This is a genomic window from Bradyrhizobium sp. 190 (assembly GCF_023073415.1).
In the GTDB taxonomy this organism is placed as follows: domain Bacteria; phylum Pseudomonadota; class Alphaproteobacteria; order Rhizobiales; family Xanthobacteraceae; genus Bradyrhizobium.
In genome coordinates, this window is the sequence record NZ_JADPJL010000012.1 from 129,884 (window position 1) to 154,491 (window position 24,608).

The window sequence follows — 24,608 nt, forward strand, 5'->3', positions numbered from 1 at the left end:
GCACGGTCTGTGGCGCGAATCCAGCATGCCTGATCCGTCGAGGCGTGATATCCAGACTGCATGAAACGACTGCGGGTATTGCGAAGATGGTTCGCGCGGCGCATTGGCTATGCCCGGCTGCTGTGCCTTGCGCTGCTGATCGGGTTCGCCGCCCTTCGCGTCGCCGATCCGGCTCCCGTCGAGGAAATTCGGGTCAGGACCTTTGACGCGTTCCAGCGCATCGATCCGCGCAAGAAGACCGCGCGGCCGGTCACCATCGTCGATATCGACGACAAGAGCCTGGAAAAGCTCGGGCAGTGGCCGTGGCCGCGCACCCGGATTGCGGACCTCGTCACCGAGCTGACCCGGCTCGGCGCGGTCGTGATCGCGTTCGACGCGGTGTTTTCGGAGCCCGACCGTCTCAACCCAGCCTATGCGGCCGACACCTTCCGCAATCTCGACGAGGAAACCCGCGCCAGGCTGCGCGCGCTGCCGAGCAACGACCAGGTCTTTGCCGACGCCATCAAGGCTTCCCGCGTCGTGCTCGGCGAGTCTGGCCTGCCCGAGGAAATCGCGGCCCTCGACAAGACACTGCCGGTGACCGGCCTTGCGATGCTGGGCGAGGAGCCGCAGCGTTTCATGTTCGATTTCCCCGGCCTGTTGCGCAATGTGCCGGTGCTGGAGCACGCTGCCGCCGGGCGCGGCCTGTTCACGATCAAGCCCGAGCGCGACGGCATCGTGCGGCGGGTGCCGATGATCATGCAGGCGCAGGGCCAGACCATGCCTTCGCTGACGTTCGAGATGCTGCGGGTTGCCACCGGTTCGGGCACGATCCTGATCAAGGCCGAAAAGGCCGGCATCAAGAGCATCGGCATCAAGGGGCTTCAGATCCCGACCGACCATAATGGCCAGATCTGGGTTCACTATGCCCGCAACGATGCCTCGATCTATGTCCCCGCGATCAACGTGCTGGAAAAGAACGTCGCACCCGACATGATCGCCGGCAAGCTGGTGCTGATCGGCACCTCGGCGGTCGGCCTCAACGACATCAAGACGACGCCGGTTTCGCGTGCCATGCCCGGCGTGGAGATCCACGCCCAGGTGCTCGAAACCACGTTGTCCGGCGAGGTGATCTCGACGCCGATCTACGGCATCGCCGTCGAGTTCGCGACCGCGCTTCTGTTTGGACTGCTGGTGATCGCGTTCGCACCCTTGTTCGGACCGGTCACGCTGGTCGCCCTCGGGGCCGCGTTTGCGACCGCCCTGATCGGAACGTCGGTGTATTTCTACGCGCAGCATCGGCTGCTGATCGATTTCACCTATCCGTTGATGTCGACTACGTCGATCTACCTGACGCTGATCTTTTCGAGCTTCGTGCGCGAGCAGCAACAGCGCAAGCAGATCCGTGGTGCCTTCGCGCAATACATGTCGCCAGTGCTGGTCGAACAGCTCGCGCAGTCGCCGGAAAAGCTGGTGCTCGGTGGTGAGGAGCGCGAGATGACCATCATGTTCTCGGACATGCGCGGCTTCACTTCGATCTCGGAAACCTACAAGAACGATCCGCAGGGCCTCACCGCGCTGATGAATCGCTTCCTGACGCCGCTGACCAACGCGATCCTCGCGCGCAAGGGCTATATCGATAAATATATGGGCGACGCCATCATGGCGTTCTGGAACGCGCCGCTCGACGACAAGGACCATGAGCTCAACGCCTGCGAGGCGGCGCTCGACATGCTGGAGCATGTCGACGAGCTCAATCAGGCGCGCGAGCAGGAGGCAAAGGAAGAAGGGCGTCCGTTCATTCCGCTCAATGCCGGCATCGGGCTCAATACCGGCATCTGCGTGGTCGGCAACATGGGATCCGATCTCAAGTTCAATTATTCGGTGTTCGGCGACAGCGTCAACCTGGCCTCGCGGCTCGAAGGACAGTCGAAGGAATATGGTTTTCCGATCATCATCGGCTCCAGGACCGCGCTCGCGGTCAAGGACAGGTTCGCGATCCTCGAACTCGACTTCATCATGGTGAAGGGCAAGAAGGAGCCGGAGGTGATCTACGCCATCGCCGGCCGCGAGGACACCGCGCAGTCCGGCCGCTTCCAGCGCCTGCGCAACCTGACCATCGAGATGCTCGCCTGCTATCGCAACCGCGACTGGGCCGGCGCGCTCGCGGCCATCGCGCGCGGCCGCAAGACCGACGAGGCAAATTCGCTGGAGCTGCTCTACAATCTCTACGAAGCCCGCATCCGCGGCTTCCTCGAAAATCCGCCGCCGGAAGACTGGAATGGCGCGTTTGCGCTGCTCACCAAGTAAACAGAAGCCGTAGGGTGGGGCAAAGCGAAGCGTGCCCACCATTCACGACAATGCTCGGCGATAGATGGTGGGCACGGCGCAAACGCGCCTTTGCCCACCCTACGATCGCTACGATTCCTCACTCCAGCCCGATCTGCGTCAAATCCTGAAACCAGTGCTGCGCCTGCACGAACTTCTTCACCTTCGGCGACAGTGCATGCGGGTTGGTGTCGTGCACCACCCAGACCAGCGTGGCGTCGTCGACGATCTCGGCGTGCGCCTGCGCCAGCAGTTCGTCCTGTTTGGCGACATCGAACGTCTGCTTGGCCTCGTCGATCAGCGCGTCAACCCTGGGATTCTTGTAGCCGCCCCAGTTGACGCCGACCGGCGCGATCTGGCCCGAATGGAAGAAGCGGACAATCGCGTAGAGCGGATCCGATGTGACATAGGCGATGTTGTTGGAGGTGATGCCCGCGTTCATCTCGTCGGCCGCGCCCTTGCGCCATGCCGTATATAACGTCTCGAGCTCGACCACCTTGAAATCAACATCGATGCCGATTTCCTTGAAACTCTGCTGCAGGAATTCGTTCATCGGCAGCGACAGCATCTGCCCGGTGCCGCCCTGGGCAATGATGAAGGTCGTCTTCAGCGGCTTTTCCTTCGAGTACCCCGCTTCCTGCACCAGCTTCTTCGCCGCCGCGACATCGTATTTCAGTTCGAAGGACGGCTTGCCGAACCAGGGACTCGACGGGTCGACCTGTCCCTTGGCGGGCTTTGCCAATCCGTTCATCAGCCCGACCACGGCCTCGCGGTCGATCGCGAGATTGAGCGCCTTGCGAAGCCTGACATCGGTCCAGGGCGAGCCGGGCAGCACACTCAGATGATAGTTCCAGACATGCGGCGTGACGTTGTCGACGATCTTCATGCCGGCGGATTTGAGCTGTGGCACCGCGTCGGGCGCCGGCGTCTCGATCAAATCGACCTGGCCGGCCAGCAGCGCATTGGTGCGCGTCAGCGCTTCCGGCATCGGGATCAGCACGATCTTGTCGGCCTTCGGAATCCGCCTCTGGTCCCAATAGTCGGCGTTCTTCGTCAGCTCGGCGAGCTCGCGCGGCACCAGTTTGGTAAGTTTGAACGGGCCGGTGCCGGAGGGCTGGCTGGCGAACTTGTCCCAGTCCTTGCCGAGTTTCTCATATTGCGCCGGGCTCGAGACCAGGAACCAGAGCATCTGATACGGGAAGAACGAATCCACGGTCTTGGTGGTGATCTCGACCGTATCGTCGTCGACCTTGGCGTAGCTCGCGACCGAAGGCAGGCGGGTTTTCACCTGTGCGCTCTGGCGCTTGTCGAACTGCGGTGCCTTGTCATTGAGCACCTTGTCGAGATTCCAGATTACTGCATCGGCATTGAATGGGCTGCCGTCATGAAACTTGACGCCCTTGCGCAAGGCAAAGCGCCATTTCTTCTTGTCGGTCTCGTCGACTTTCCACTCGGTGGCCAAGCCCGGCACCAGTTTCCCGGGCCGGTCGGACACGTCCATCTCCCAGGCGACCAGGGGATCGTAGATCGTGTAGGCCGAGAACTGGTAGGCACCCGCACCGCGGTCCGGCTGGCCGGTGGTCAGCGGGATGTCCGCCATCGAAATGCCGTAGCGCACAACGGTCTCCGCCTGCGCCGAAATCATAGGCAAGCCAAGAGGGAATCCGAGAATGAGTGCTGTGGCAGCAAGAAGCATCGAATTTCGGATGCGCATGATTTAAGCTCCATCGGGCGGGGGTTTGGAGTTAAAAAATGCAAGCTTGATGCCAGATGGAGCATGGAAGGCGGGGTTGCATGCGCACTCACTGGGAGTTGTGCGGCTAATCGCCCCTCGCGAAGCGCCTTCCTTGGCACAGGCGTTGCATACCTTTGCATAAGAATTAGTCACCCAAGTCGAGAAGGGATTGCTGCATATGCGTAACGACAAATCGAAGACGACGGCCGCCGCGTGGCTGCTGGCGACGGCGCTGGTGGTAGGGCTGCCGCAGGTCGCGAGCGCCGAAACGGTGCTGCGGATCGGCATGACGGCTGCCGATATTCCGCGCACCCTCGGCCAGCCCGATCAGGGCTTTGAGGGTAACCGCTTCACCGGTCTTACGATGTATGACGCCCTGACGCTGTGGGATCTGTCGTCGGCCGACAAGGCGAGCGTGATGATCCCCGGCCTTGCGACCGAGTGGAAGGTCGACGAGGCCGACAAGAAGAAATGGACCTTCAAGCTGCGTCCCGGCGTCAAATTCCATGACGGCAGCAACTTCAATGCCGACGCCGTGGTCTGGAACGTCGAAAAGGTGCTGAAGCAGGATGCGCCGCATTTCGACGCCAGCCAGGTCGGCGTCACCGCCTCGCGCATGCCGACGCTGGCCTCCGCCCGCAAGATCGACGACCTGACGGTGGAGCTGACCACCAAGGAGCCGGATAGCTTCCTGCCCATCAACCTGACCAACCTGTTCATGGCCAGCCCGACCAAGTGGCAGGCGTTTTATGACAAGGCCGAAGGCGCCGACGCCAAGGCGAAATCGCAGGCCGCCTGGGCTGCCTTCGCCAGGGACGCGTCGGGCACCGGCCCCTGGAAGATGTCGAAGTTCACGCCGCGCGAGCGGCTCGAACTCGTGAAGAACGACGGCTATTGGGACAAGGCGCGCGTGCCCAAGGTCGATCGGATGGTGCTGCTGCCGATGCCGGAAGCAAACGCCCGCACCGCAGCATTGCTCTCCGGCCAGGTCGACTGGGTCGAGGCGCCCGCGCCTGACGCGGTCAAGGAGATCAAGCAGCGCGGCTTCCAGCTCAAGGCCAATGAATCGCCGCATGTCTGGCCGTGGCAGTTCTCGCGCATCGAAGGCTCGCCCTGGAACGACATCCGCGTCCGCAAGGCGGCCAATCTCTGCATCGATCGCGAAGGCCTCAAGGAGGGCCTGCTCGCCGGCCTGATGGTACCGGCCACCGGCACCTTCGAGTCCGGCCACCCCTGGCGCGGCAAGCCGACCTTCGAGATCAAGTATGACCTGAAGGCAGCGCAGAAGCTGATGCAGGAAGCCGGCTACGGTCCGAGCAAGAAGCTGACGGTGAAGACCCAGACCTCGGCCTCGGGATCGGGCCAGATGCAGCCTTTGCCGATGAACGAATATCTGCAGCAGGCGCTGGCCGAGTGCTACTTCGACGTTCAGCTCGACGTCATCGAGTGGAACACGCTGTTCACCAACTGGCGCCGCGGCGCCAAGGATCCGACCGCCAACGGCGCCAACGCCACCAACGTCACCTACGCGGCGATGGATCCGTTCTTCGCGCTGGTGCGCTTCCTGCAGTCGTCGATGGCCCCGCCGGTCTCGAACAATTGGGGCTACATCAACAATCCCAAGTTCGACGAGCTGGTGACCAAGGCCCGTCAGACCTTCGACCCCGCGGCACGTGACGCGGCGCTTGCGGATCTGCATGCGGCTTCGGTGGACGACGCGGCGTTCCTCTATGTCGCCCACGACGTCTCGCCGCGCGCCATGAGCCCGAAGGTCAAGGGTTTCGTGCAGCCGAAGAGCTGGTTCGTCGACTTCTCGCCGGTGTCGCTGGCACCGTAAGAGATACTCGCTCCCCCTCTCCCCTTGTGGGAGAGGGTGGATCGAATGAGCGAAGCTCATTCGAGACGGGGTGAGGGGTCTGTCTCCGCGGATACGCGTCCCTCATTCGAAATGCTTGCGTCCGCGGATAGAACCCCTCATCCGGCGCGGACTACGTCCGCGCCACCTTCTCCCACAAGGGGAGAAGGGAAGAAGAAAAAGTGACTCGTGTTTGCTTACATCGCCCGACGTATCGTCTACGTCATCCCGATCGTGATCAGCGTGGCGCTGGTGTGCTTCCTGCTGGTGCACATTACGCCCGGCGATCCCCTGGTGGCCGTGCTGCCGGCGGATGCATCGCAGGAGCTCGCGGCGCAACTGCGCACGGCTTACGGCTTTGACCGTCCGCTGCCGGTCCAGTTCGGGCTCTGGTTGTGGCGCGCGCTCCATGGCGATCTCGGCAGTTCGATTGCGACCGGCCGCCCGGTTCTGTCGGAGGTGCTGCGCGCCGTCAGCAACACGGTTACGCTCGCCATCGCCGCGGCCCTGATCGGCTTCACGCTCGGGCTGCTGTTCGGCCTGATCGCCGGCTATTTCCGCGACACCTGGGTCGACAAGGTCGCCACCTCGATTGCGATCGCCGGCGTCTCGGTGCCGCATTACTGGCTCGGCATGGTGTTGGTCATCATTTTCTCGGTGCAGCTCAACTGGCTGCCCGCGGTCGGCGCCGGTCCCAGTGGTTCCGGTTCGTGGGGCTGGGATTGGGAGCACTTGAAGTATCTCATCCTGCCGGCGATCACGACCTCGGTGATCCCGATGGGCATCGTCACCCGCACCGTGCGGGCACTCACCGGCGACATCCTTTCGCAGGATTTCGTCGAGGCGCTGCGCGCCAAGGGCCTGCGTGAACTGGATGTGTTCAAACACGTCATCAAGAACGCGGCGCCGACTGCGCTCGCGGTGATGGGGCTGCAGCTCGGCTACATGCTCGGCGGCTCGATCCTGATCGAGACGGTGTTCTCATGGCCCGGCTCCGGCCTGCTGCTGAATTCTGCGATCTTCCAGCGCGACCTGCCGCTGCTGCAGGGCACGATCCTGGTGCTGGCGCTGTTCTTCGTGGCCCTCAATCTGCTGGTCGATATCGCGCAGGCCGCGATCGATCCGCGCATCAAGCGGGGCTGATTCATGGCCGTGATGTCGGATACCGCCCTGCAAGCCGCGCCCGCCACCAAGGCGCGCGGCTATTGGGCCACCGTCGGTCGCCGCATCGCGCGCGACAAGGTCAGCATGGTCTGCGCGTTCGTGCTGGTGCTGATCTTCCTTTCCGCGCTGTGCGCGCCGTGGCTGGGCCTTGCCGATCCCTATCAGGGCTCGATGATCCGCAGGCTTCGCCACATCGGCACGCCGAACTACCCGCTCGGCACCGACGAACTCGGCCGCGACATGCTGGCGCGGCTGATCTATGGCGGCCGGCTGTCGCTGATAATAGGCATTTTGCCCGTGATCCTTGCCTTCATGATCGGCACGTCGCTTGGGCTCGTCGCCGGCTATGTCGGCGGCAGGCTCAACACCGCGATCATGCGCACGATCGACGTGTTTTACGCCTTCCCGTCGGTCTTGCTGGCGATCGCGATCTCGGGCGCGCTCGGGGCGGGCATCGTCAACTCGATCGTGTCGCTGACCATTGTGTTTGTGCCGCAGATCACCCGCGTCGCGGAAAGCGTCACGACAGGCGTGCGCAACATGGATTTCGTCGAGGCCGCGCGCGCCTCCGGCGCCGGACCTTTCACTATCATGCGCGTCCACATGCTCGGCAACGTGCTCGGGCCGATCTTCGTCTACGCAACCGGACTCATATCGGTGTCGATGATTCTTGCGGCCGGCCTATCGTTCCTTGGCCTGGGCACCAAGCCGCCGGAGCCGGAATGGGGCTTGATGCTGAACACGCTGCGCACCGCGATCTATGTCAATCCGTGGGTGGCGGCGCTGCCGGGTGTCATGATCTTTGCGGTGTCGATCTGCTTCAACCTGTTGAGCGACGGCATGCGCAGCGCCATGGACATCAGGAACTGACGCATGAGTGAGACAAGCCCGTCAGTCGAGCTACTGGAGCCGGTCGAGGACATCGGCGGCGCGGCGCAGCCGCTGCTGCAGGTCGTTGGCCTCACTAAGCATTTCCCGGTGCGGGGCGATCTGTTCAGCGCCCGCAAGACCGTGCGCGCGGTCGATAATGTCTCCTTCTCCATCGCCAAGGGGGAAACGGTCGGCATCGTCGGCGAATCCGGCTGCGGCAAGTCGACCACCGCGCGGCTGTTGATGCACCTGATGAAGCGCGATGCCGGAGATATTATCTATGACGGCCTGCAGGTCGGCCGCGCGCTGTCGCTGCGTGAACTGCGCCGCGGCATGCAGATGATGTTTCAGGACAGCTACGCCTCGCTCAACCCGCGCCTGACCATTGAAGACTCGATCGCGTTCGGTCCCAAGGTTCACGGCATGGCTGATGGCGCCGCGCGCACGCTGGCGCGCGAGCTGCTCGGCAAGGTCGGCTTGCGGCCCGAAACCTTCGCCAACCGCTATCCGCACGAGATTTCCGGCGGCCAGCGCCAGCGCGTCAACATCGCGCGTGCGCTGGCGCTGTCGCCGCGGCTGGTAATCCTCGATGAGGCTGTCTCGGCGCTGGACAAGTCGGTCGAAGCGCAGGTGCTCAACCTGCTGGCGGACCTGAAGCGCGAATTCGGCCTCACGTACTTGTTCATCAGCCACGATCTCAACGTGGTGCGTTATATCAGCGACCGCGTGCTGGTGATGTATCTCGGCGAGGTGGTCGAGCTTGGCCCGGTCGACAAGGTCTGGGACGCGCCGGCGCATCCCTATACGCGGGCGCTGCTGGCGGCCATGCCGTCGTCCGATCCGGATAACCGCACCGAGACGCCGCCGATCTCGGGCGATCCGCCCAATCCGATCGATCCGCCGCCCGGTTGCCGGTTTCACACCCGTTGCCCGTTTGCGGAGCCGCTCTGCGCAAATGCGACGCCAAACCTCAGCGATGTCGATACAATGGGCCATCAGGCGGCGTGCTACATGGCCATTGCTGGCTCCGGGCACAGCCGCGCACCGGCCAAGCAAAATGACGAGGGAGCAACCGCCGCATGACAAGACCCGACCCCAAGCAGGTCAAGGCAATGACCGAAATCGCCGGCGTGCCGCAGGATTCTGAAGTTTCCGCGCGCATCGCCAATTCCATCGGCCCGGCGTTCGATGGTTTTGCGCCGGTCGCCGGCACGCTGCCGATGGACCTTGAACCTGCGAGCTTTCTCCTGGTGCAGCGCGCAAAGGTGTCGAAATGAGCGGCGAACCGGCCCTGATGTCGCTGGTATCGGTTGCGAAAGCGATCGCCGGCAAGAAGTTTTCCTCGCGTGAGGTCACGCAATCCTGTCTCGACCGGATCGCGCAATGGCAGCCGCGCGTCAACGCCTACATGGCGATCGAGGCGGAGGAGGCGCTCGCGGCTGCTGACGCCGCCGACGCTGATCTCGCCAAGGGCAAGAATCTGGGCGTGCTGCATGGTGTGCCGATGGCGCACAAGGATATGTATTACGACGCCGGCAAGGTCGTGACCTGCGGCTCGAAAATCCGTCGCGATTATGTGGCGACGACGACCTCGACCGCGCTGCAGCGCCTGAAGGACGCCGGCTCTGTCCGGCTTGGCTCGCTGCAGATGGTGGAGTTCGCCTACGGCCCGACCGGCCACAACGTGCATTACGGCGCGGTGCGTAACCCCTGGAATGTCGATCACATCACCGGCGGCTCATCGTCCGGCTCCGGTTCGGCTGTTGCGGCGCGGCTGACCTTTGCGGCGCTGGGCTCCGATACCGGCGGTTCGATCCGGATGCCCGCGCATTTCTGCGGCGTCACCGGCTTCAAGACCACGGTCGGCCTCATCAGCCGTGCCGGCGCGATGCCCTTGTCGCAGTCGCTCGACACGGTCGGACCGCTCGCGCAAACGGTCGAAGACTGCGCGCTGCTGGTTGGGCTGATGGCGGGCGCTGACCCTGAGGATCCGACTACCTCGACGCTTCCGGTGCCGAACTACATGGCCGCGACCACAGGCTCGCTGAAAGGCCTCAAGATCGGCGTGCCCACGGCCTTCTATGTCGACGATCTCGATACCGAAGTGGCGCGCGTGCTCGACGAGACCATAGCCACCCTCACGAAGGAGGGCGCCGATATCGTCAAGGTCGAACTGCCGGACCAGCGCCAGCTCACCGCCGCCTGCCAGATCGTGCTCGCCACCGAAGCCGCCGCCTTCCACAAGCGCTGGATGATCGAGCGTCCCCAGGATTACGGCGCGCAGGTCCTGATGCGGCTGCAGAATGGGCTCGCCATTCCCGCGGTGACCTATCTCGAAGCGATGCGCTGGCGCGGTCCGGCGCTGGCGGCGTACCTCGCAGCGGTCACCGGCACCGATGCCGTGATCGCGCCGGTCGCGCCGATGCCGGCGGTGACCATCGCCGAGAGCGATATCGGCAACAGCTTAGATGCGGAGGCCGTGATCCAGCGGATCACGAAGTTCACCCGGCCGATCAACTATCTCGGACTGCCGTCGCTCTCGATTCCCACGGGCTTCACCGGAAAGGGCCTGCCGGTCGGCATGCAGTTGATCGGCCGCCCCTTCGACGAGGCCGGGCTGGTGCGCATCGGCGCGGCGTTCCAGCGCGCCACGGACTATCACCATAGGGTACCCAACTTGGCATGAGCAACCTCGTCGAAATCCGCGATCTCAACATCCGCTTCACCGGCGAGCGCACGGTTCATGCCGTCAACGATATCTCGCTCACCCTCCGCGAGGGCGAGGTGCTCGGCCTGCTCGGCGAATCCGGCTCGGGGAAGAGCGTGACCTTGCGCGCGCTGATGCGGCTATTGCCGAAGAAGCGGACGCAGATTTCGGGCACCGTGAAGGTGCTGGGGCGCGACGTGCTGGCGATGAACGACGAACAACTTTCGGCGTTCCGCGGTCAGACTGTTTCGATGATCTTCCAGGAGCCCGCGCTGGCGCTCGATCCCGTCTACACGATCGGCCACCAGATCGCGGAAAGCGTGATGCGCCACGAAGGCAAGAGCCAGAAGGAAGGGATGGCCCGCGCGCTGGAAATGCTGGAGGTGGTGCGGATTCCCTCCGCCAAACGCCGGCTCGAAGCCTATCCGCACGAAATGAGCGGCGGCATGCGCCAGCGCGCAATGATCGCGCTGGCCTTGGCCTGCAAGCCGAAGATTCTTTTGGCCGACGAGCCCACCACGGCGCTGGACGCCACCGTGCAGATCCAGATCCTGCTGCTGCTGCGCGAATTGCAGCGTGAGTTCGGCATGTCGGTGATCTTCGTAACCCATGATATCGGCGTCGCCATCGAAATCTGCGACCGTGTTGCGGTGATGTACGCCGGCCAGATCGTGGAGCAGGGCCGCTTGCGCGACATCGTCCGCACGCCGGTGCATCCTTATGCGAAAGGGTTGCTGGCTTCGACCGTCCATGGGGCGAAAAGGGGCCAGCGGCTGGAGACCATCCCGGGCACGCCGCCCTCGCTCGACAAGGCGCCTGCGAGTTGCTCGTTCGCGCCGCGCTGCAGTTACGCGCAGCCGCGCTGTGTTGAGCGCTTGCCGCCCAACGTGCAGGTATCGCCGGATCGGACCGCGCGCTGCGTGCTGGCCGAACCGGCGCAAGTTTCTGCTGCTACCTGACGTGAAACGGTTTCGGGCGACGTTCCCCGGATGCTGCGCAGCGCGCCGCGTTGGCGGCGTGGTGCGCTGCTGATCCGGGGTCCATCCGCTCTGGCAGTGGGGTCCCGGCTCTGCGTCGCGTCACTGCCGGACGATGCTATGCATCGCCTAGGCCGTGCGGCGTCCGGGACACGAGAGCGTAGTTATCCACCCAATCCCGGATCGGCCCAGCGTTCGATCTGCGCCGGCCCCACGACCTGTTTCGGCTGATGGGGATTGAGCGTGCCAGCGCTGGCGGACCAGCCCTTGGCCAGAATTTGCATCGCAAAAAGCTTGGCGTCGATTTCAGATTTAAAGGTGCGGGTCGAGCGCGCCATGCTCTCCGCCGTCTCGTCCGTCTTGTCCGGACCAAAAGTCACATACCAAATGTCGCCATTCTTCATGCCGACATAACGCATGTGACGTAAAAAAGTTTCACTTCACGGGCGTCGTTGAACAGTGCGCAGATTGCGGCTCGTCACATCGGACAATGATGGATAGGCTGCCGTTCGGCTGCGCGCCGCGAATCCGGGGGGACTTCAAATGCAGATTTCCAACGAAGGCATTCTCGTCATTCTTTTCGTCGGCCTCGTTGCCGGCTGGCTCGCCGGCAAGATCGTTCGCGGTACCGGCTTTGGCATCATCGGCGACATCCTCGTCGGCATCGCCGGCGCGCTGCTCGCTAGCCTGCTGTTTCCCAAGCTCGGCATCCGCCTCGGTACCGGGCTGGTGTCCGAGATCGTCTACTCCACGATCGGCGCCGTCATCCTGCTGCTGATCGTGCGGCTGCTCCGCACCGGCGGGAGGCTATAGGGACATCCCGTCCTGGTCCCGTTTCCGGGCAGCCTGAGGTCCGAACCCGCCAGCGGCTGGTGCCGGCGTCAAATTTGCAGCCCAAACAGGCGGTTTCCGTCTCCACCCCCGCTTCATGGGCATGAACTGGATTGGGATTAACGTGACTTAAAATGGACGGTGTCCGAAAACATCGCTAAAACCAGCACGTACCCTTATCCTTTTGAAGAGATACGCATAAATGGCAGCCGCTCCCGTCCGGCGTTCCGAGCTCGGTGAAGCGCTACGCGCCTGCCGCAACGCCTTTATCGGCGTCGGCGTCATGAGTTGCATGATCAATTTGCTGTACCTTACCGGCTCGATTTTCATGCTGGAGGTCTACGACCGCGTGCTGCCGAGCCGCAGCGTGCCGACCCTGGTCGGTCTGGTGATTCTCGCCGGCGGCCTCTACATCGCGCAAGGCGGCCTCGATCTGATCCGCGGTCGCGTTCTCGGCCGCATTGGCACCGCGCTCGACGAAGCCCTCCACGCGCGCGTGTTCGAAACCGTGGTGCGGCTGCCGCTGGTGGTAGGCAGCCGCAACGAGGGCCTGCAGCCGCTGCGCGATCTCGACAATGTCAGGTCGTTTCTCGGCAGCATGGGGCCGGGCGCGTTCTTCGATCTGCCGTGGCTGCCGTTCTATCTCGCGATCTGCTTTGCGTTTCACTGGCTGCTCGGCGTCACCGCTCTGATCGGCGCCGTCATTCTGGTGGCGCTGACGTTGATCACCGAGTTCCTGTCGCGCACGCCAGCGAAGGAGGCGATGACACTGGCGGCGCGGCGCAGCGATCTGGCCGCCACCAGCCGGCGCAACGCCGAAGTGCTGGTCGCGATGGGCATGTCCGGACGGCTGACCAGGCGCTGGAGCGAGGCCAACGAGACCTATCTGGCAGGCAATCAGCGCGCCAGCGACATCGCAGGCGGCTTAGGGGCGGTCGCAAAAGTCTTGCGCATGATGCTGCAATCGGCGGTGCTCGCGGTCGGCGCCTACCTCGTGATCCACCAGGAGGCCACCGCCGGCATCATCATCGCAGGCTCGATCCTGAGTGCACGCGCACTGGCACCGGTCGATCTCGCCATCGCCCACTGGAAAGGTTTTGTCGCCGCGCGCCAGAGCTGGCATCGCTTGTCCAAGCTCCTGGAGCAAATGCCGGCGGCGAATGAACAGACGCTTTTGCAGGCGCCGTCGAAGCGGCTGTCGGTCGAGGCCGTCAGCATCGTGCCGCCGGGCGATCAGCGCGTCATCGTGCAGGACGTCAATTTCGCCGTCGAGGCCGGCACCGGCGTCGGCGTCATCGGTCCGAGCGGCTCGGGCAAATCGTCGCTGGTGCGCGCGCTGGTCGGCGTCTGGATGCCGGCCCGCGGCAAGGTGCGGCTCGACGGCGCGGCGCTCGACCAGTGGTCGTCGGACGTGCTCGGCCGCCACATCGGCTATCTGCCGCAGGACGTCGAGTTGTTCGCCGGCACCGTGGCGCAGAACATCTGCCGCTTCGAGCCCGAAGCGAAGTCGGAGGCGATCATCGCCGCCGCCAAGGAAGCCGGCGTGCATGAGATGATCATCAAGATGCGCGAGGGCTACGACACCCAGATCGGCGAGCAGGGCGCGGCGCTGTCTGCTGGGCAGGCCCAGCGCGTGGCGCTGGCGCGGGCGCTTTACGGCGATCCGTTCCTGATCGTGCTCGACGAACCGAATTCCAATCTCGACAGCGAGGGCGACGAGGCGCTGACGCGTGCCGTGCGCAGCGCGCGCGAGCGCGGCGCCATCGTGGTCGTGGTGGCGCACCGGCCGATCGGCATCGAGGCGGTCGACCAGCTTCTTGTGCTGAAGGACGGCCGCATGCAGGCGTTCGGTCCGAAGGAAACCGTGCTCGGCCAGGTGTTGCAGCGGGTGCCGTCGCCGCCGCCGATCAAGATCGTTTCCGAAGCGGGAGCTGCGAAAAAATCATGACCGCCGAGCTGACAGGCGCGCGCCGCTCGATACGGATGCATCTCATCGTCGGCCTCTCGCTGATGCTGGTGCTCGCCGGCGGCTTTGGCGGCTGGGCCTCCACGGTGCAGATCTCAGGCGCGTTGATCGCGCCGGGTTCGGTGGTGGTCGATTCCAACGTCAAGAAGGTGCAGCACCCGACCGGCGGCGTGGTCGGCGAGGTCAGGGTGCGCGACGGCGATATCGTCAAGGCCGGCGACATCGTGGTGCGGCTCGACGAGACCGTGGTCAAGGCGAGCCTCGCCATCGTCGTCAAGACGCTGAACGGATTGTGGGCGCGCGCGGCGCGGCTGGAGGCCGAGCAGCGCGGCCTCGACAAGATCAAGTTTCCGCCGATGCTGACCGATCGCGCCGATGATCCCGATGTGCGGGATATCGTGGCGAGCGAGACGAAACTGTTCGAGGTTCGCGTATTCGGACGCGCCGGGCAAAAATCGCAATTGCGCGAGCGGGTGTTGCAGCTCAACGAGGAAATCGCAGGGCTGACCGCGCAGGAACAGGCCAAGGAAAAGGAAGTGGCCCTGGTCGAGAAAGAACTGGTCGGCGTGCGCCAGCTCTACGAGCAGCGCCTGATCCAGATTTCGCGCCTGACGGTGCTGGAGCGCGATCTCGCCCGGCTTTCGGGCGAGCGCGCGCAATACATTGCTGCGCGTGCCCAGGCGAGGGGCAAGATCACCGAGACCGAACTGCAGATCATCCAGGTCGACAAGGACGTGGTCAGCGAGGTCTCCAAGGATCTGCGCGAGACCAACGACAAGATCGGCGAGTTCGTCGAGCGCAAGGTCACCGCGGAGGATCAATTGCGCCGCATCGACATCCGCGCGCCGCAGGACGGCGTCGTGCTGCAGTCGACGGTGCACACCGTGGGCGGCGTCATCACCGCCGGCGACGCCATCATGATGGTCGTGCCGCGGGCCGACGATCTCTCGGTCGAAGCCAAGGTCAATCCGCAGGACATCGACAAGCTGCAGATCGGCCAGAAGACGCTGCTCAGGCTATCGGCCTTCAATCAGCGTACCACGCCGGAACTCAATGGTGTGGTGACGCGCGTCTCCGCCGACGTCACCACCGACCAGCGCACCGGCCAGAGCTACTACACCATCCGCGTCTCGCTGCCGCCGGCCGAAGTCGCTCGCCTCGGCGACAACGTCAAGATCATCCCGGGCATGCCGGTGGAAGCCTTCGTGCAAACCGGCGACCGCACCATGTTCTCCTATTTGATGAAGCCGTTCAGCGACCAGCTGATGCGCTCGTTCCGGGAGCGGTGAGTTCGTCCCCGCTGTCGTCCCTGCGAACGCAGGGACCCATAACCACCGGCTTCAGTTGTTGAAACGAAGCCGTCGAACAGCGTCTCTCAAAACAAGCGACACGGCGTATGGGTCCCTGCGTTCGCAGGGACGACAGTGTGCCCGTCCCCTACCTCCTGTCGTATTCATCAGGTCCCATCGCCCACGGCCACTGCTCGTGGCCGGGCGCGTAGGTGCGGTTGGTCTCGGCCGGGTTTCGGTTGACCAGCGGCCGCATGAACATCGGGTGCGTGGCGCTGCGCACCTCGTGCTCGACGGTGAACAGATGCCTGCCGCCATCGAGGTCGACGATGTCGCGAAAGCGGTATTGATACTGATTGTCTTCCTGCGAGATCAGGCCGCGTTCCCGCAAGCGGCGGTACGGACCCGAAAAATCCGTGATGTAGATCTGCACGTGATGCCCGTCGAATTCCGGCTGCGCGCGGTCGGTTTCGCGGAACTGCAGGTACTGATCCTTCCCGGCCTTGACCCGCGCCACGGCGCCGTCGCCGTTCAAGAACTCGGCCTGCATCCCCATGATCTCGGGATAGAACGCGCAGATCGCTTTTGCGGTCCCGACCGGCACGTCGAACTCGACATAGGGAATGCCGAGCGTGATGCGTCCGAAGCGCGCGGCGTCCGGCTCATAGCAGCGCACGCGGTTGCCCCAGGGACAGATCGCCTCGACATGGTCGTTATGCTCGGTGAACGCGAACGACGTTCCTTCCAGCTTCTTCGCCACCGACGCCAGCCGCTCCAGCAGCGCCTCACGGCCGGCGATGACGATGCCGGTATGACCACGGAGCACCTGCGGCGCGCCATCAGGCAGGTGAAACTGGCTCCTGCCGACATTGACCCACATGTTGGTGTCCGACACCATCAGATAGGGATCGCGGGTCAGCCCGAGGCCTGCGATATAAAACAGCGTCGCCAGCCGCTGGTCGGGGATGGTGACGTTGACATGCTCGAAATGGATCGAGTTGCCGAGATCTTCTGCGGCGCGGTCGAACTGTTGCATGGATGCGATCCTCGCGTAGGGCGGTAGGGTGGGCAAAGCGCAGCGTGCCCACCATTCACGTAACGGATCAAGATGGTGGGCACGCTTCGCTTTGCCCACCCTACGAATCTACTCCGTCAAATTCTCCAGCAGCAAATTCAGCGCCGTCTTCGCGAACGCCTGCATATTGGCTTGCCGGTCGGCACTCCCCGTCTCCAGCGTGAACACCGATTGCGACGGCCCCGCCACCGCCATGCAGCTATGACCGGCGGCATCGCCGTAGCGGTTGCCGGTTGGCCCCGTTGCGCCCGTCTCCGACAAGCCCCAATCGGTTGAAAAACGCTCGCAGACTTGGCTTGCCAGCAGTTTCGCATAGGGCTCGGACGCCGAGCGAATGCCCTTCATCGCCTCGTCAGGAATATCCATCAACAGCCGCCGCGCGTCGCGCGTATATACCACCGCGCCGCCGAGGAAATAGGCGGATGCGCCCGGCACCGACAGCAGCGCCGCCGAGATCAGGCCGCCAGTTGAAGATTCCGCAACTGCAATCGTCTGTTTCCGCGCGATCAGTTGAGCGGCAATCTTTTCGGCTATCGTCACGAGCTCTTTCATCTCAACTCCTAAATTCCCGCCAGTCATGTCCTCCTAGCACAGGAGGTCCACATTTGCCGAGTTGCGGCGCAGGGGCCGCCCTGATTGAATACCTCAAACGTCAGCGGCCCACGCGGGCGAACGAGGAAACACCATGACGTCGCCGCTTCCCGGCGGCGTGGATTGCGATCTGCATCCCGCCGTTCCTCATCTGACCAGCCTGTTGCCCTACATGAACGACTATTGGCGCGACCAGGTGACGACGCGCGGCATGACGGATCTCGTCTCGCAATCCTATCCGACCAATTCGCCGATTTCGTCGCGGCCGGACTGGCGGCCGGCACAGGGCAAGCCGGGTGCTGATCTTGCCGACATGCAGAAGCAGGCGCTCGACCGCTTCGGTGTTGCTTACGGCATCTGCAATCCGCTCTACGGCGTGCAGATGGTATTCTCCGAGGACATGCAGGACGCGTTCTGCCGCGCGCTGAACGACTGGCTGGCCAAGGAATGGCTCGACAAGGACGATCGGCTGCGCGGCTCGATCGTGATCCCTGTGCAAAGCGTCGAAAAATCAGTGGCCGAGATCGAGCGCTGCGCCACAGACAAGCGCTTCGTCCAGGTGCTGGTGCTGGTCATGGGCGACATGCCCCTGGGCAAACGCGCCTACTGGCCGATCTATGCGGCGGCCGAACGGTTGGGCCTCACCATCGGCATCCATGCCGGCAGCGCCTATCACAACCCGCCGACCTCGGTCGGCTGGGGCTCCTACCACATCGAGGACTACGTCGCGCAGGCCACCGCGTTCCAGACCCAGCTCACCAGCCTGATCGTGGAGGGCGTGTTCGCCCGCCACCCGAATCTGAAGATGGTCATGCTGGAGTCCGGGTTCACCTGGCTGCCGGCCTATCTGTGGCGGCTGCACAAGTTCTGGCGCGGCATACGGATGGAAACGCCGTGGGTCGATCGCGCGCCGCTGGAGATTGTGCGCAGCAATATCCGTTTCTCGCTGCAGCCGGTCGATGCGCCGCCCGATCCCGCAACCCTGAACCGCCTGTTTGACCATATGCAGTCGGACGAATTGCTCCTATTCTCGACCGACTACCCGCACTGGCAATTCGACGGCGACGCGGTGCTGCCCGAGGGAATCTCCTCCGATCTTGTTCGCAAGATCATGATCGACAATCCGCTCGCGACCTATAGCCGCCTCGGTCAGGTGGCGATGAAGGAGACGACGCCATGAATGTGCAGTTCCGCGACCGGCCGGAGCCATCAGCGTCTGTCAGCGTCAAGCCCGCGATCGCCGATTGCGACATCCATCCGGCCCGCGCGACCGCGGACGAACTCTACCCCTTCCTCGCAAAACGCTGGCACGTGCATATCGAGGCCTACGGCAAGCAGGCCTATCATGGCATGATGGAAGGCCCGCCCTATCCGAAGGCGCAGCCGAACGCCTCGCGCCGCGACGCCTGGCCGCCGGAAGGCGGTCCGCAGGGCTCCTCGCTTTCCTTCATGCAGAAGCAGCTTCTCGATCCCTACAACGTTGCGCTGGGCGTGCTCAATCCGCTCGCCAGCGGGCAGGGCCTGCGCAACCAGGATCTGGCCGGCGCGATCTGCACCGCGATCAACGACTGGCAGATCGAGAAATGGACAGCTAAGGATTCTCGCCTGAAGGGCTCGATCGTTGTCGCCAATGAAGACGGCCTTACCGCCGCCGCCGAAATTCGCAAGCGGGCCGGCGACAAGAATTTCGTCCAGGTGCTGCTGCTCTCGCGCAATGTCGAACCGCTCGGCCAGCGCCGCTACTGGCCGGTCTACGAGGCGGCGCAGGAGATCGGCCTGCCGGTCGGCATTCATGCCTTCGGCTTCGGCGGCAATCCGCTCACCCCGTCCGGCTGGCCGAGCTTCTATATCGAGGAGATGGTCGGCCATTCGCAGTGCCAGCAGACCGCGCTCGCGAGCCTCGTGCTCGAAGGCGTGTTCGAGCGTTATCCCAAGCTGAAGATGGTGATGATCGAGGCCGGCTTCGGCTGGGCGCCGTCGCTGGGCTGGCGGCTCGACAAGAGTTTCGAGCGGCTGCACAGCGAGGTGCCGCATCTGAAACGAAAACCGTCGGAATACATCCGCGACCACATCTGGTGGACCACGCAGCCGATGGAAGACCCGGAGCGCCGCGACCATCTGTTCCAGGTGATCGAATGGATCGGCTGGGACAAGCTGTTGTTCGCGACCGATTACCCGCATTGGGATTTCGACGAGCCGTCGCGCGTGTTGCCGGCCGGCGTCAGCGACGCCAACCGCGAAGCGTTCTATCTCGGCAACGCGAAGAAGCTTTACGGGCTGGTCTGATGGTTCGTCACGTCATTGCCCCGGTGGACGAGCTTCCACCGGGTACCCGAAAATTCCTCGACATCGACGGGCGGCCGATCGCGATCTTCAACATCAAGGGCGAGTTCTTCGGACTGTTGAACCGCTGCCCGCATCAGGGCGCGGCCTTGTGCGAGGGCCCCTTGATCGGGTTCGCGCAATCCTCCGATCCCGGCGAGATCGAATACACAAGACTCGGCGAAATCATCCGCTGCCCCTGGCACGGCTGGGAATTCGATATCCGCACCGGGCAGTCCTACTGTGACCCCAAACGCTTTCGCGCCCGTGCCTATCCGGTCAACGTCGAGCCTGGATCGGCGGTGGTGAAGGGACCGTATGTGGCGGAGACGCTCGCCGTGTCGGTCGAGAGCGATTACGTGGTGGTGGATTTGTAGCCCCGCCGTTAGTGCGAAATTCGTAGGGTGGGCAAAGGCGCGCTTGCGCCGTGCCCACCATCTATCACCGATTGCGCTTCCAAATGGTGGGCACGCTTCGCTTTGCCCACCCTACGATCTCCAGAGGGAGCGGCGCGCGACGCTTGGCTTAGGACGATAGCCCTGCAAGCTTGCAACGAGGAGCGCCGCTCTGAGAGTCTGTTCTGCTGGGCCGATCGCCGCGCGGTCAGGCCCTTCTGCTGAGGCTTAATACGCGCCTTTCAGCGGGGTCCAATTAAACTGCGGCTGTGCGGCTGTAGTTGCGAACGGAGCCGGGGCCATCGTCCCCGGATAAGCGGTCTGGGCCACGCTTTCAGCGCGCAACGCTTGGCCGAGATGCAGTGCGCATCCACTCATCTGCCCACTGAGCATTGCGTCCTGCGCCTGAGCAATCTCCCTTTCCGCCATGAACTTGGCGGGGCCATCGGCCATAGTCTCGACCCCGCCTTCAGCTTTAGCGAAGTTGTCGCCGCTACATCCGACACCGACATGCGCGGCGTGATGGACGTGCCCGGCATGTGCCGCGGGCACAAAAGCATAGGCCGTTGCAGCCATTGCGGCTGCACCTAGCAACTTCCTGAGCATTGTTCTTCCCTTTTTTGCTTTGCAATCCGGCATCATTGCCGGACTACCCAAATAACACCGGCTGCGTCCAATCGACGCGGGTGATCAGAGTGAACTTTCCGCGATTTCGCGCGATCCAAATGTGATCGGCGGCAGTTGCAATGCCCTTATGCGCTCGCCGCACGCCCGGTCCTTGGAGGGCCGCTCTTTGCTCGCTATCGGGGCATGGCGGACATCGATCAAGCCGCACCGATCGAACTCGATTGATGAGTACGCGTCCTGACGCGTTGTACGGATCGCCTCACCTACAAACACGCTCGGCGTGCAGAGCTGGCGGCTGTGGGCGTGCCTGTTGGCTTTCGTGGCCATCCGCGGAGTGCTAGCGTCGATCCCGAACCCACTCATCTGGGGGAAATATTCACATGAGTGGGTGGGCTTACATTGCTGTTTCCGACGGATCTGACCTCGTTCCTCGACCTCATACGCCAGCATGGCGATGTGGCCTACAGCTTCATGTTTGCCTATGCAGCCTCGCATAGCCTGCTGCTTGCGCTGTTCGCGGGCTACGCGGCGCATTCGGGGGCGCTGGGTCTTGGCACGCTCATCGTGGTCTGCTGGTTCGGCAGTTTCGCCGGCGACGTCATTCGCTTCTGGATCGGGCGACGCTATGGCGCCCGCTTACTCGATCGTTTTCCGCGGTTCGAGCGCACGGTGCAGACGGTCGTCCGCCTGACGGAACGTCACTATGTCTGGATGATCCTGATTCACCGTTTCCCGCACGGCGTCCGCGGGCTCGCGGGGTTTGCTTACGGGATATCGCGGCTGCCGTGGTCCACTTTCCTGGCGCTCAACTTCGTTGCGGCGGGCCTTTGGTCCGGCGCCGTTGTCTCGGCTGGCTATGCCTTCGGTCAGTTCTCGGAGAAGTCCATCAACAATGCCTCTTCGGGCCTGGGCTTCGTGATGCTGGTCGCGTTCCTCGGCATGTCCTGGTTGCTCAGCAAGAAACTCGATCAGATCGTGCAGCGATCGTGAAGCATGCGCGGGCGGTTGCTTGTTGCTAGCCGTAGGGTGGGCAAAGCGACTTGTCCGCCGTAGCTCGAAGAGCGAAGGCGGAAGCGTGCCCACCATCAAGCGCGCAACCGGGTGTTGGTGGGCACGGCGCGAAGTGCGCCTTTGCCCACCCTACGTTTCCTGCGTTTGTTATTCTTCCATTGGTCCGGCAAGGGTGCGGCGAAGGTGCTGAGTTTCGCGCCACGTCTCACCAACTTCGTTCCCAAAACGAGCGAGCCTGGTTGCCAAGTGCATGATGATGAGTGTGACCATGGCTATTGGCCCGCCTTGATGAGCAAACGGCTGATGTGACGCTCTGCATCATCAGACAGCTTCTGCAGCCCGTGGGTAGCAATGTACGTCTCGACAATGCGGTCCGCATGCCGCTGACGGGAGCTGGTGTTAACGCGCAATAATCGTGCGAAAAATGTGGGCTTTTTGGTTGGAGCAGAAAGCCAGGCCCCAGTGGTTAATACGTTCGCCATTAGATGGCTCCTTTATCGGAGTTATCCTTGGGGCGAATTTCCTACCTGAATCACAGATAGGTACTGGTGAGCGCCAATGCGAGATCAAATAGCGCGCATTCGTGCATTATTTTGTATCTAATCGTGCAATGCGCGAAGCAATCACGCTGCAGTGATTCAAATGAACCATTGAGGATCAGGTGTGAGGGTTCGAACGACAGTCAGCTCGGCGGCAACCTTCATGACTTCTTCGGGATGGCATGCGGAGGACGCTCATCCGGGCTTCGCTCGGGATCGTTGTCACGCAGGCCCAGCGCGAAGTATTTTCTCGCGACGGCATCGAGCAGCGTCGATATCAATTCCTGGTCCGACTTTTCCTCGCGCTGTTTGGCTTCCAGCAAAACCTTTTCAACCTGACTGCCGAAATAGGCGGCGGTTACGTCGTCAACCGTCGGCGCAATCAATGCCAGTCGCGCTCGCGCAAGGGCGCGCTCGTATTTTGCATTGGCCATGGCAGCCTCAATGCTAACGGACTTCTATGGCCCCCTGAGACCAGAGATGCTCAGGGCTAACCGGCTGAATTTCAGTCTGTTCCGGTTGCAGACACGAAACTAAATCGTTGCCGCGGGTTGGCTGCGACTCGCAATGGCAGCGAACGATCGGGCAGGGCCTAGCCGGAACTGCTATCGCGTTCGCCCGATGGGTTCTGCGTGGCGGCTGGCGCTGACGGTAACGGCGTGACGCTTGTTTTGCGCTTGCCATCATAGCGGTCGGCGAGGTCCAAAAGCCGCTGCTTGATGAATGGGTCGGCCTTGGCCGCGATATCCCGAACTTCCCGGGCGCGCTCCCTGTAAAAATCCTCGTTCATGACAAGCCGCATTTTCTCTAAAGCTCTGCTATTTCCTTTCTATACTATCCTTTCCCGATCATTCCGCCTGCCGGCGCCTGCCATGGCTAAGGACCGGTATTCTGGAAATCGCTGCCGGGGTTCTGTGCCAACGCTGCGACTACGAGAACAGGCGCTTCATAGGAACCGGCCGATCCTGACCACGTTTCCCTTTCGGCTTAGGAGAGGCGGGAAGGATGGATAACCTCACGAAAAGAGATCAGCCCGATCGCAGCAAGATCAACATGAGCGAGGATTTCGAGGTCAAGTATTGGCTGAAGGCTCTCGGCGTTTCCAGGGACGAACTGCAACGAGCCGTAGATAAGGTCGGAAATTCGGCCGCTGCCGTTCGCAAGGAGCTGGGGGTATGACGAGCGAGCCGTAAGGCGCCGGATGTCGCGGGGCGATTGTCACTGAGCGGAGCGAGCGCTCACGCCGGGAACGGGTTAGATGTCAGCGCGTACCGATGCGTTGATGTCGCAGCAAGAAACCGGCAAAATTGCCGCGTTCATCGTTCTCCGTTATGGCCGGTTGCCACCCGGCGCGAGCTGTTGCTTCAACGCGCGCGCAGCCGTTTGTTTCCTATACTTCCCGATGAGACGTTGGCTGGCAGGCGCGGGACGCGCGCATGACGAAGTGTCAATCTCGTGGAACATTCATCACTTTGGCCCGTTCACGGAAGCACACATTCACTTTTTCCGGAGGGTTACCATGAAGAATCTCATTGCTTTCGCACTTCTCAGCACCGCGATCGTCAGCGGCGCGGCCTATGCGCAGACCGCCCAGCCTGCCGATCGCGCTGCACCGGCCGCGACCACCAGTCCGGCTGCAAGTTCCGACAAGATGATGCTCAAGGGCAAATGGCGCGCGTCCAAGCTCATGGGCCTCGACGTCTACAACGAGGCCAATGAGAAGCTCGGCGACATCAATGAACTGATCCTGGACAAGGACGGCAAGGTGCACGCCGTGGTTATCGGCGTCGGCGGCTTCTTAGGGATGGGCGAGCACGACATTGCCGTTACGATGGACAAGCTGAAATTTGCCGAGGAACCCGTCCGCACCAGCTCCACCGCGACCACGACGCGTGAAACCACGACCGGCACAGCCACGGCGCCGGCCAACACCACTGCGACCACGACCACACGCGCGAATAACGCGAGTGACTGGACTCCCGATCATGCCATGATGAGCGGCAACAAGGAGCAGCTCAAGGCAATGCCGCAGTTCAAGTATTCCGACTACAACTAAGGTAGCGGCATCATTGAAAGTGAAAGGCCCCACGGTGGGGCCTTTTTTTCCTGAGAGCACGTTCGCAGCGTTTGAAAAAGTTTGGAACGTTGACGGTGCGGCCGGGTTGGAGCTCCGTATCAGCGCAGATACATCCTCAGTCAGAAACACCGATGGGCCTCAGCTCCTGTGACCGGGCTGAGGCCGTTTCTTTGCCCGCTTCGTTGGGCAAATCATTACATGGCTCCGCCTGCCTCACGGCTGAAAGCGTGCAAGAGCTGTAGGGTGGGCAAAGCGAAGCGTGCCCACCAT

General features: G+C 62.9%; 25 protein-coding genes. 17 read left to right on the forward strand and 8 right to left on the reverse strand.

The window, feature by feature from the left end:
* The first annotated feature begins 60 nt into the window (after positions 1-60).
* Positions 61-2,289: a CHASE2 domain-containing protein gene (locus IVB22_RS09670; protein ID WP_247517104.1), complete on the forward strand. Its 2,229-nt coding sequence runs from the start codon at positions 61-63 to the stop codon at positions 2,287-2,289.
* 118 nt (positions 2,290-2,407) lie between these two features.
* On the opposite strand, the gene IVB22_RS09675 is transcribed toward IVB22_RS09670, so the two are convergent.
* Entirely contained in the window at positions 2,408-4,021 is a 1,614-nt protein-coding gene (locus tag IVB22_RS09675) for an ABC transporter substrate-binding protein (protein WP_247517105.1), read from the reverse strand.
* A 199-nt stretch (positions 4,022-4,220) separates the two neighbouring features.
* Between IVB22_RS09675 and IVB22_RS09680 the strand changes: the two genes are divergently transcribed.
* The 7 genes from IVB22_RS09680 (at position 4,221) to IVB22_RS09710 (ending at position 11,597) form a co-directional block, all read left to right on the forward strand.
* Positions 4,221-5,879 carry an ABC transporter substrate-binding protein gene (locus tag IVB22_RS09680; protein WP_247517106.1) on the forward strand — a complete coding sequence of 553 codons (1,659 nt, stop codon included), beginning with the start codon at positions 4,221-4,223 and terminating at the stop codon, positions 5,877-5,879.
* A gap of 207 nt (positions 5,880-6,086) precedes the next feature.
* Complete coding sequence (locus IVB22_RS09685) at positions 6,087-7,040, forward strand: ABC transporter permease (protein ID WP_247517107.1); 954 nt, start codon at positions 6,087-6,089, stop codon at positions 7,038-7,040.
* Between the two features lie 12 nt (positions 7,041-7,052).
* The gene (locus IVB22_RS09690) at positions 7,053-7,931 is read left to right on the forward strand and encodes an ABC transporter permease (RefSeq protein ID WP_374207519.1); all 879 of its coding nucleotides are present in this window, start codon (positions 7,053-7,055) and stop codon (positions 7,929-7,931) included.
* Between the two features lie 3 nt (positions 7,932-7,934).
* Entirely contained in the window at positions 7,935-9,014 is a 1,080-nt protein-coding gene (locus tag IVB22_RS09695; RefSeq protein WP_247517109.1) for an ABC transporter ATP-binding protein, read from the forward strand.
* Positions 9,011-9,208 carry a hypothetical protein gene (locus tag IVB22_RS09700; protein ID WP_247517110.1) on the forward strand — a complete coding sequence of 66 codons (198 nt, stop codon included), beginning with the start codon at positions 9,011-9,013 and terminating at the stop codon, positions 9,206-9,208. Before IVB22_RS09695 ends, IVB22_RS09700 begins: the two co-directional genes overlap by 4 nt.
* A complete protein-coding gene (locus tag IVB22_RS09705; protein ID WP_247517111.1) occupies positions 9,205-10,617 on the forward strand; it encodes an amidase in 1,413 nt (470 codons plus the stop codon). The genes IVB22_RS09700 and IVB22_RS09705 overlap by 4 nt, the downstream gene beginning before the upstream one ends.
* Positions 10,614-11,597, forward strand: coding sequence for an ABC transporter ATP-binding protein (locus IVB22_RS09710; RefSeq protein ID WP_247517112.1), 984 nt, complete (start codon positions 10,614-10,616; stop codon positions 11,595-11,597). Before IVB22_RS09705 ends, IVB22_RS09710 begins: the two co-directional genes overlap by 4 nt.
* Positions 11,598-11,779: 182 nt before the next feature.
* On the opposite strand, the gene IVB22_RS09715 is transcribed toward IVB22_RS09710, so the two are convergent.
* On the reverse strand, positions 11,780-12,034 hold the full coding sequence (locus IVB22_RS09715; protein WP_247517113.1) for a hypothetical protein: 255 nt from the start codon (positions 12,032-12,034) through the stop codon (positions 11,780-11,782).
* A gap of 124 nt (positions 12,035-12,158) precedes the next feature.
* Between IVB22_RS09715 and IVB22_RS09720 the strand changes: the two genes are divergently transcribed.
* From IVB22_RS09720 to IVB22_RS09730, 3 genes are all read left to right on the forward strand, one after another.
* Positions 12,159-12,428 carry a GlsB/YeaQ/YmgE family stress response membrane protein gene (locus tag IVB22_RS09720; protein ID WP_247517114.1) on the forward strand — a complete coding sequence of 90 codons (270 nt, stop codon included), beginning with the start codon at positions 12,159-12,161 and terminating at the stop codon, positions 12,426-12,428.
* Positions 12,429-12,648: 220 nt separating this feature from the next.
* Positions 12,649-14,394: a type I secretion system permease/ATPase gene (locus tag IVB22_RS09725; protein ID WP_247517115.1), complete on the forward strand. Its 1,746-nt coding sequence runs from the start codon at positions 12,649-12,651 to the stop codon at positions 14,392-14,394.
* A complete protein-coding gene (locus IVB22_RS09730; RefSeq protein WP_247517116.1) occupies positions 14,391-15,701 on the forward strand; it encodes an HlyD family type I secretion periplasmic adaptor subunit in 1,311 nt (436 codons plus the stop codon). Before IVB22_RS09725 ends, IVB22_RS09730 begins: the two co-directional genes overlap by 4 nt.
* A gap of 148 nt (positions 15,702-15,849) precedes the next feature.
* On the opposite strand, the gene IVB22_RS09735 is transcribed toward IVB22_RS09730, so the two are convergent.
* Complete coding sequence (locus IVB22_RS09735) at positions 15,850-16,737, reverse strand: hypothetical protein (RefSeq protein WP_247517117.1); 888 nt, start codon at positions 16,735-16,737, stop codon at positions 15,850-15,852.
* A 108-nt stretch (positions 16,738-16,845) separates the two neighbouring features.
* Complete coding sequence (locus IVB22_RS09740; RefSeq protein ID WP_247517118.1) at positions 16,846-17,328, reverse strand: CinA family protein; 483 nt, start codon at positions 17,326-17,328, stop codon at positions 16,846-16,848.
* Between the two features lie 133 nt (positions 17,329-17,461).
* Between IVB22_RS09740 and IVB22_RS09745 the strand changes: the two genes are divergently transcribed.
* Genes IVB22_RS09745 through IVB22_RS09755 form a run of 3 tightly spaced genes read left to right on the forward strand, consistent with a single transcriptional unit; the run spans position 17,462 to position 20,066 of the window.
* The gene (locus IVB22_RS09745; protein WP_247517119.1) at positions 17,462-18,547 is read left to right on the forward strand and encodes an amidohydrolase family protein; all 1,086 of its coding nucleotides are present in this window, start codon (positions 17,462-17,464) and stop codon (positions 18,545-18,547) included.
* Positions 18,544-19,653, forward strand: a complete 1,110-nt coding sequence (locus IVB22_RS09750; protein ID WP_247517120.1) for an amidohydrolase family protein — start codon at positions 18,544-18,546, stop codon at positions 19,651-19,653. The genes IVB22_RS09745 and IVB22_RS09750 overlap by 4 nt, the downstream gene beginning before the upstream one ends.
* Positions 19,653-20,066, forward strand: coding sequence for a Rieske (2Fe-2S) protein (locus IVB22_RS09755; RefSeq protein ID WP_247517121.1), 414 nt, complete (start codon positions 19,653-19,655; stop codon positions 20,064-20,066). Before IVB22_RS09750 ends, IVB22_RS09755 begins: the two co-directional genes overlap by 1 nt.
* Before the next feature lie 246 nt (positions 20,067-20,312).
* Here IVB22_RS09755 and IVB22_RS09760 read toward each other — a convergent pair whose 3' ends face one another.
* Complete coding sequence (locus tag IVB22_RS09760; protein WP_308200374.1) at positions 20,313-20,660, reverse strand: hypothetical protein; 348 nt, start codon at positions 20,658-20,660, stop codon at positions 20,313-20,315.
* 435 nt (positions 20,661-21,095) lie between these two features.
* On the opposite strand from IVB22_RS09760, the gene IVB22_RS09765 reads away from it, so the two are divergent.
* Entirely contained in the window at positions 21,096-21,701 is a 606-nt protein-coding gene (locus IVB22_RS09765; RefSeq protein ID WP_247517122.1) for a DedA family protein, read from the forward strand.
* Between the two features lie 293 nt (positions 21,702-21,994).
* Here IVB22_RS09765 and IVB22_RS09770 read toward each other — a convergent pair whose 3' ends face one another.
* The 3 genes from IVB22_RS09770 to IVB22_RS09780 form a co-directional block, all read right to left on the reverse strand.
* Positions 21,995-22,204: a hypothetical protein gene (locus IVB22_RS09770; RefSeq protein ID WP_247517123.1), complete on the reverse strand. Its 210-nt coding sequence runs from the start codon at positions 22,202-22,204 to the stop codon at positions 21,995-21,997.
* Positions 22,205-22,422: 218 nt separating this feature from the next.
* Positions 22,423-22,695 (reverse strand): hypothetical protein, encoded by a 273-nt coding sequence (locus tag IVB22_RS09775; protein WP_247517124.1) that lies wholly within the window; start codon positions 22,693-22,695, stop codon positions 22,423-22,425.
* Between the two features lie 158 nt (positions 22,696-22,853).
* Positions 22,854-23,051: a hypothetical protein gene (locus tag IVB22_RS09780; protein WP_247517125.1), complete on the reverse strand. Its 198-nt coding sequence runs from the start codon at positions 23,049-23,051 to the stop codon at positions 22,854-22,856.
* Between the two features lie 215 nt (positions 23,052-23,266).
* Here IVB22_RS09780 and IVB22_RS09785 point away from each other — a divergent pair, with 215 nt between their 5' ends.
* Both IVB22_RS09785 and IVB22_RS09790 read left to right on the forward strand, forming a co-directional pair.
* Complete coding sequence (locus IVB22_RS09785; protein ID WP_247517126.1) at positions 23,267-23,440, forward strand: DUF3606 domain-containing protein; 174 nt, start codon at positions 23,267-23,269, stop codon at positions 23,438-23,440.
* Positions 23,441-23,780: 340 nt separating this feature from the next.
* Positions 23,781-24,317: a PRC-barrel domain-containing protein gene (locus tag IVB22_RS09790; RefSeq protein ID WP_247517127.1), complete on the forward strand. Its 537-nt coding sequence runs from the start codon at positions 23,781-23,783 to the stop codon at positions 24,315-24,317.
* Positions 24,318-24,608 lie beyond the last annotated feature (291 nt).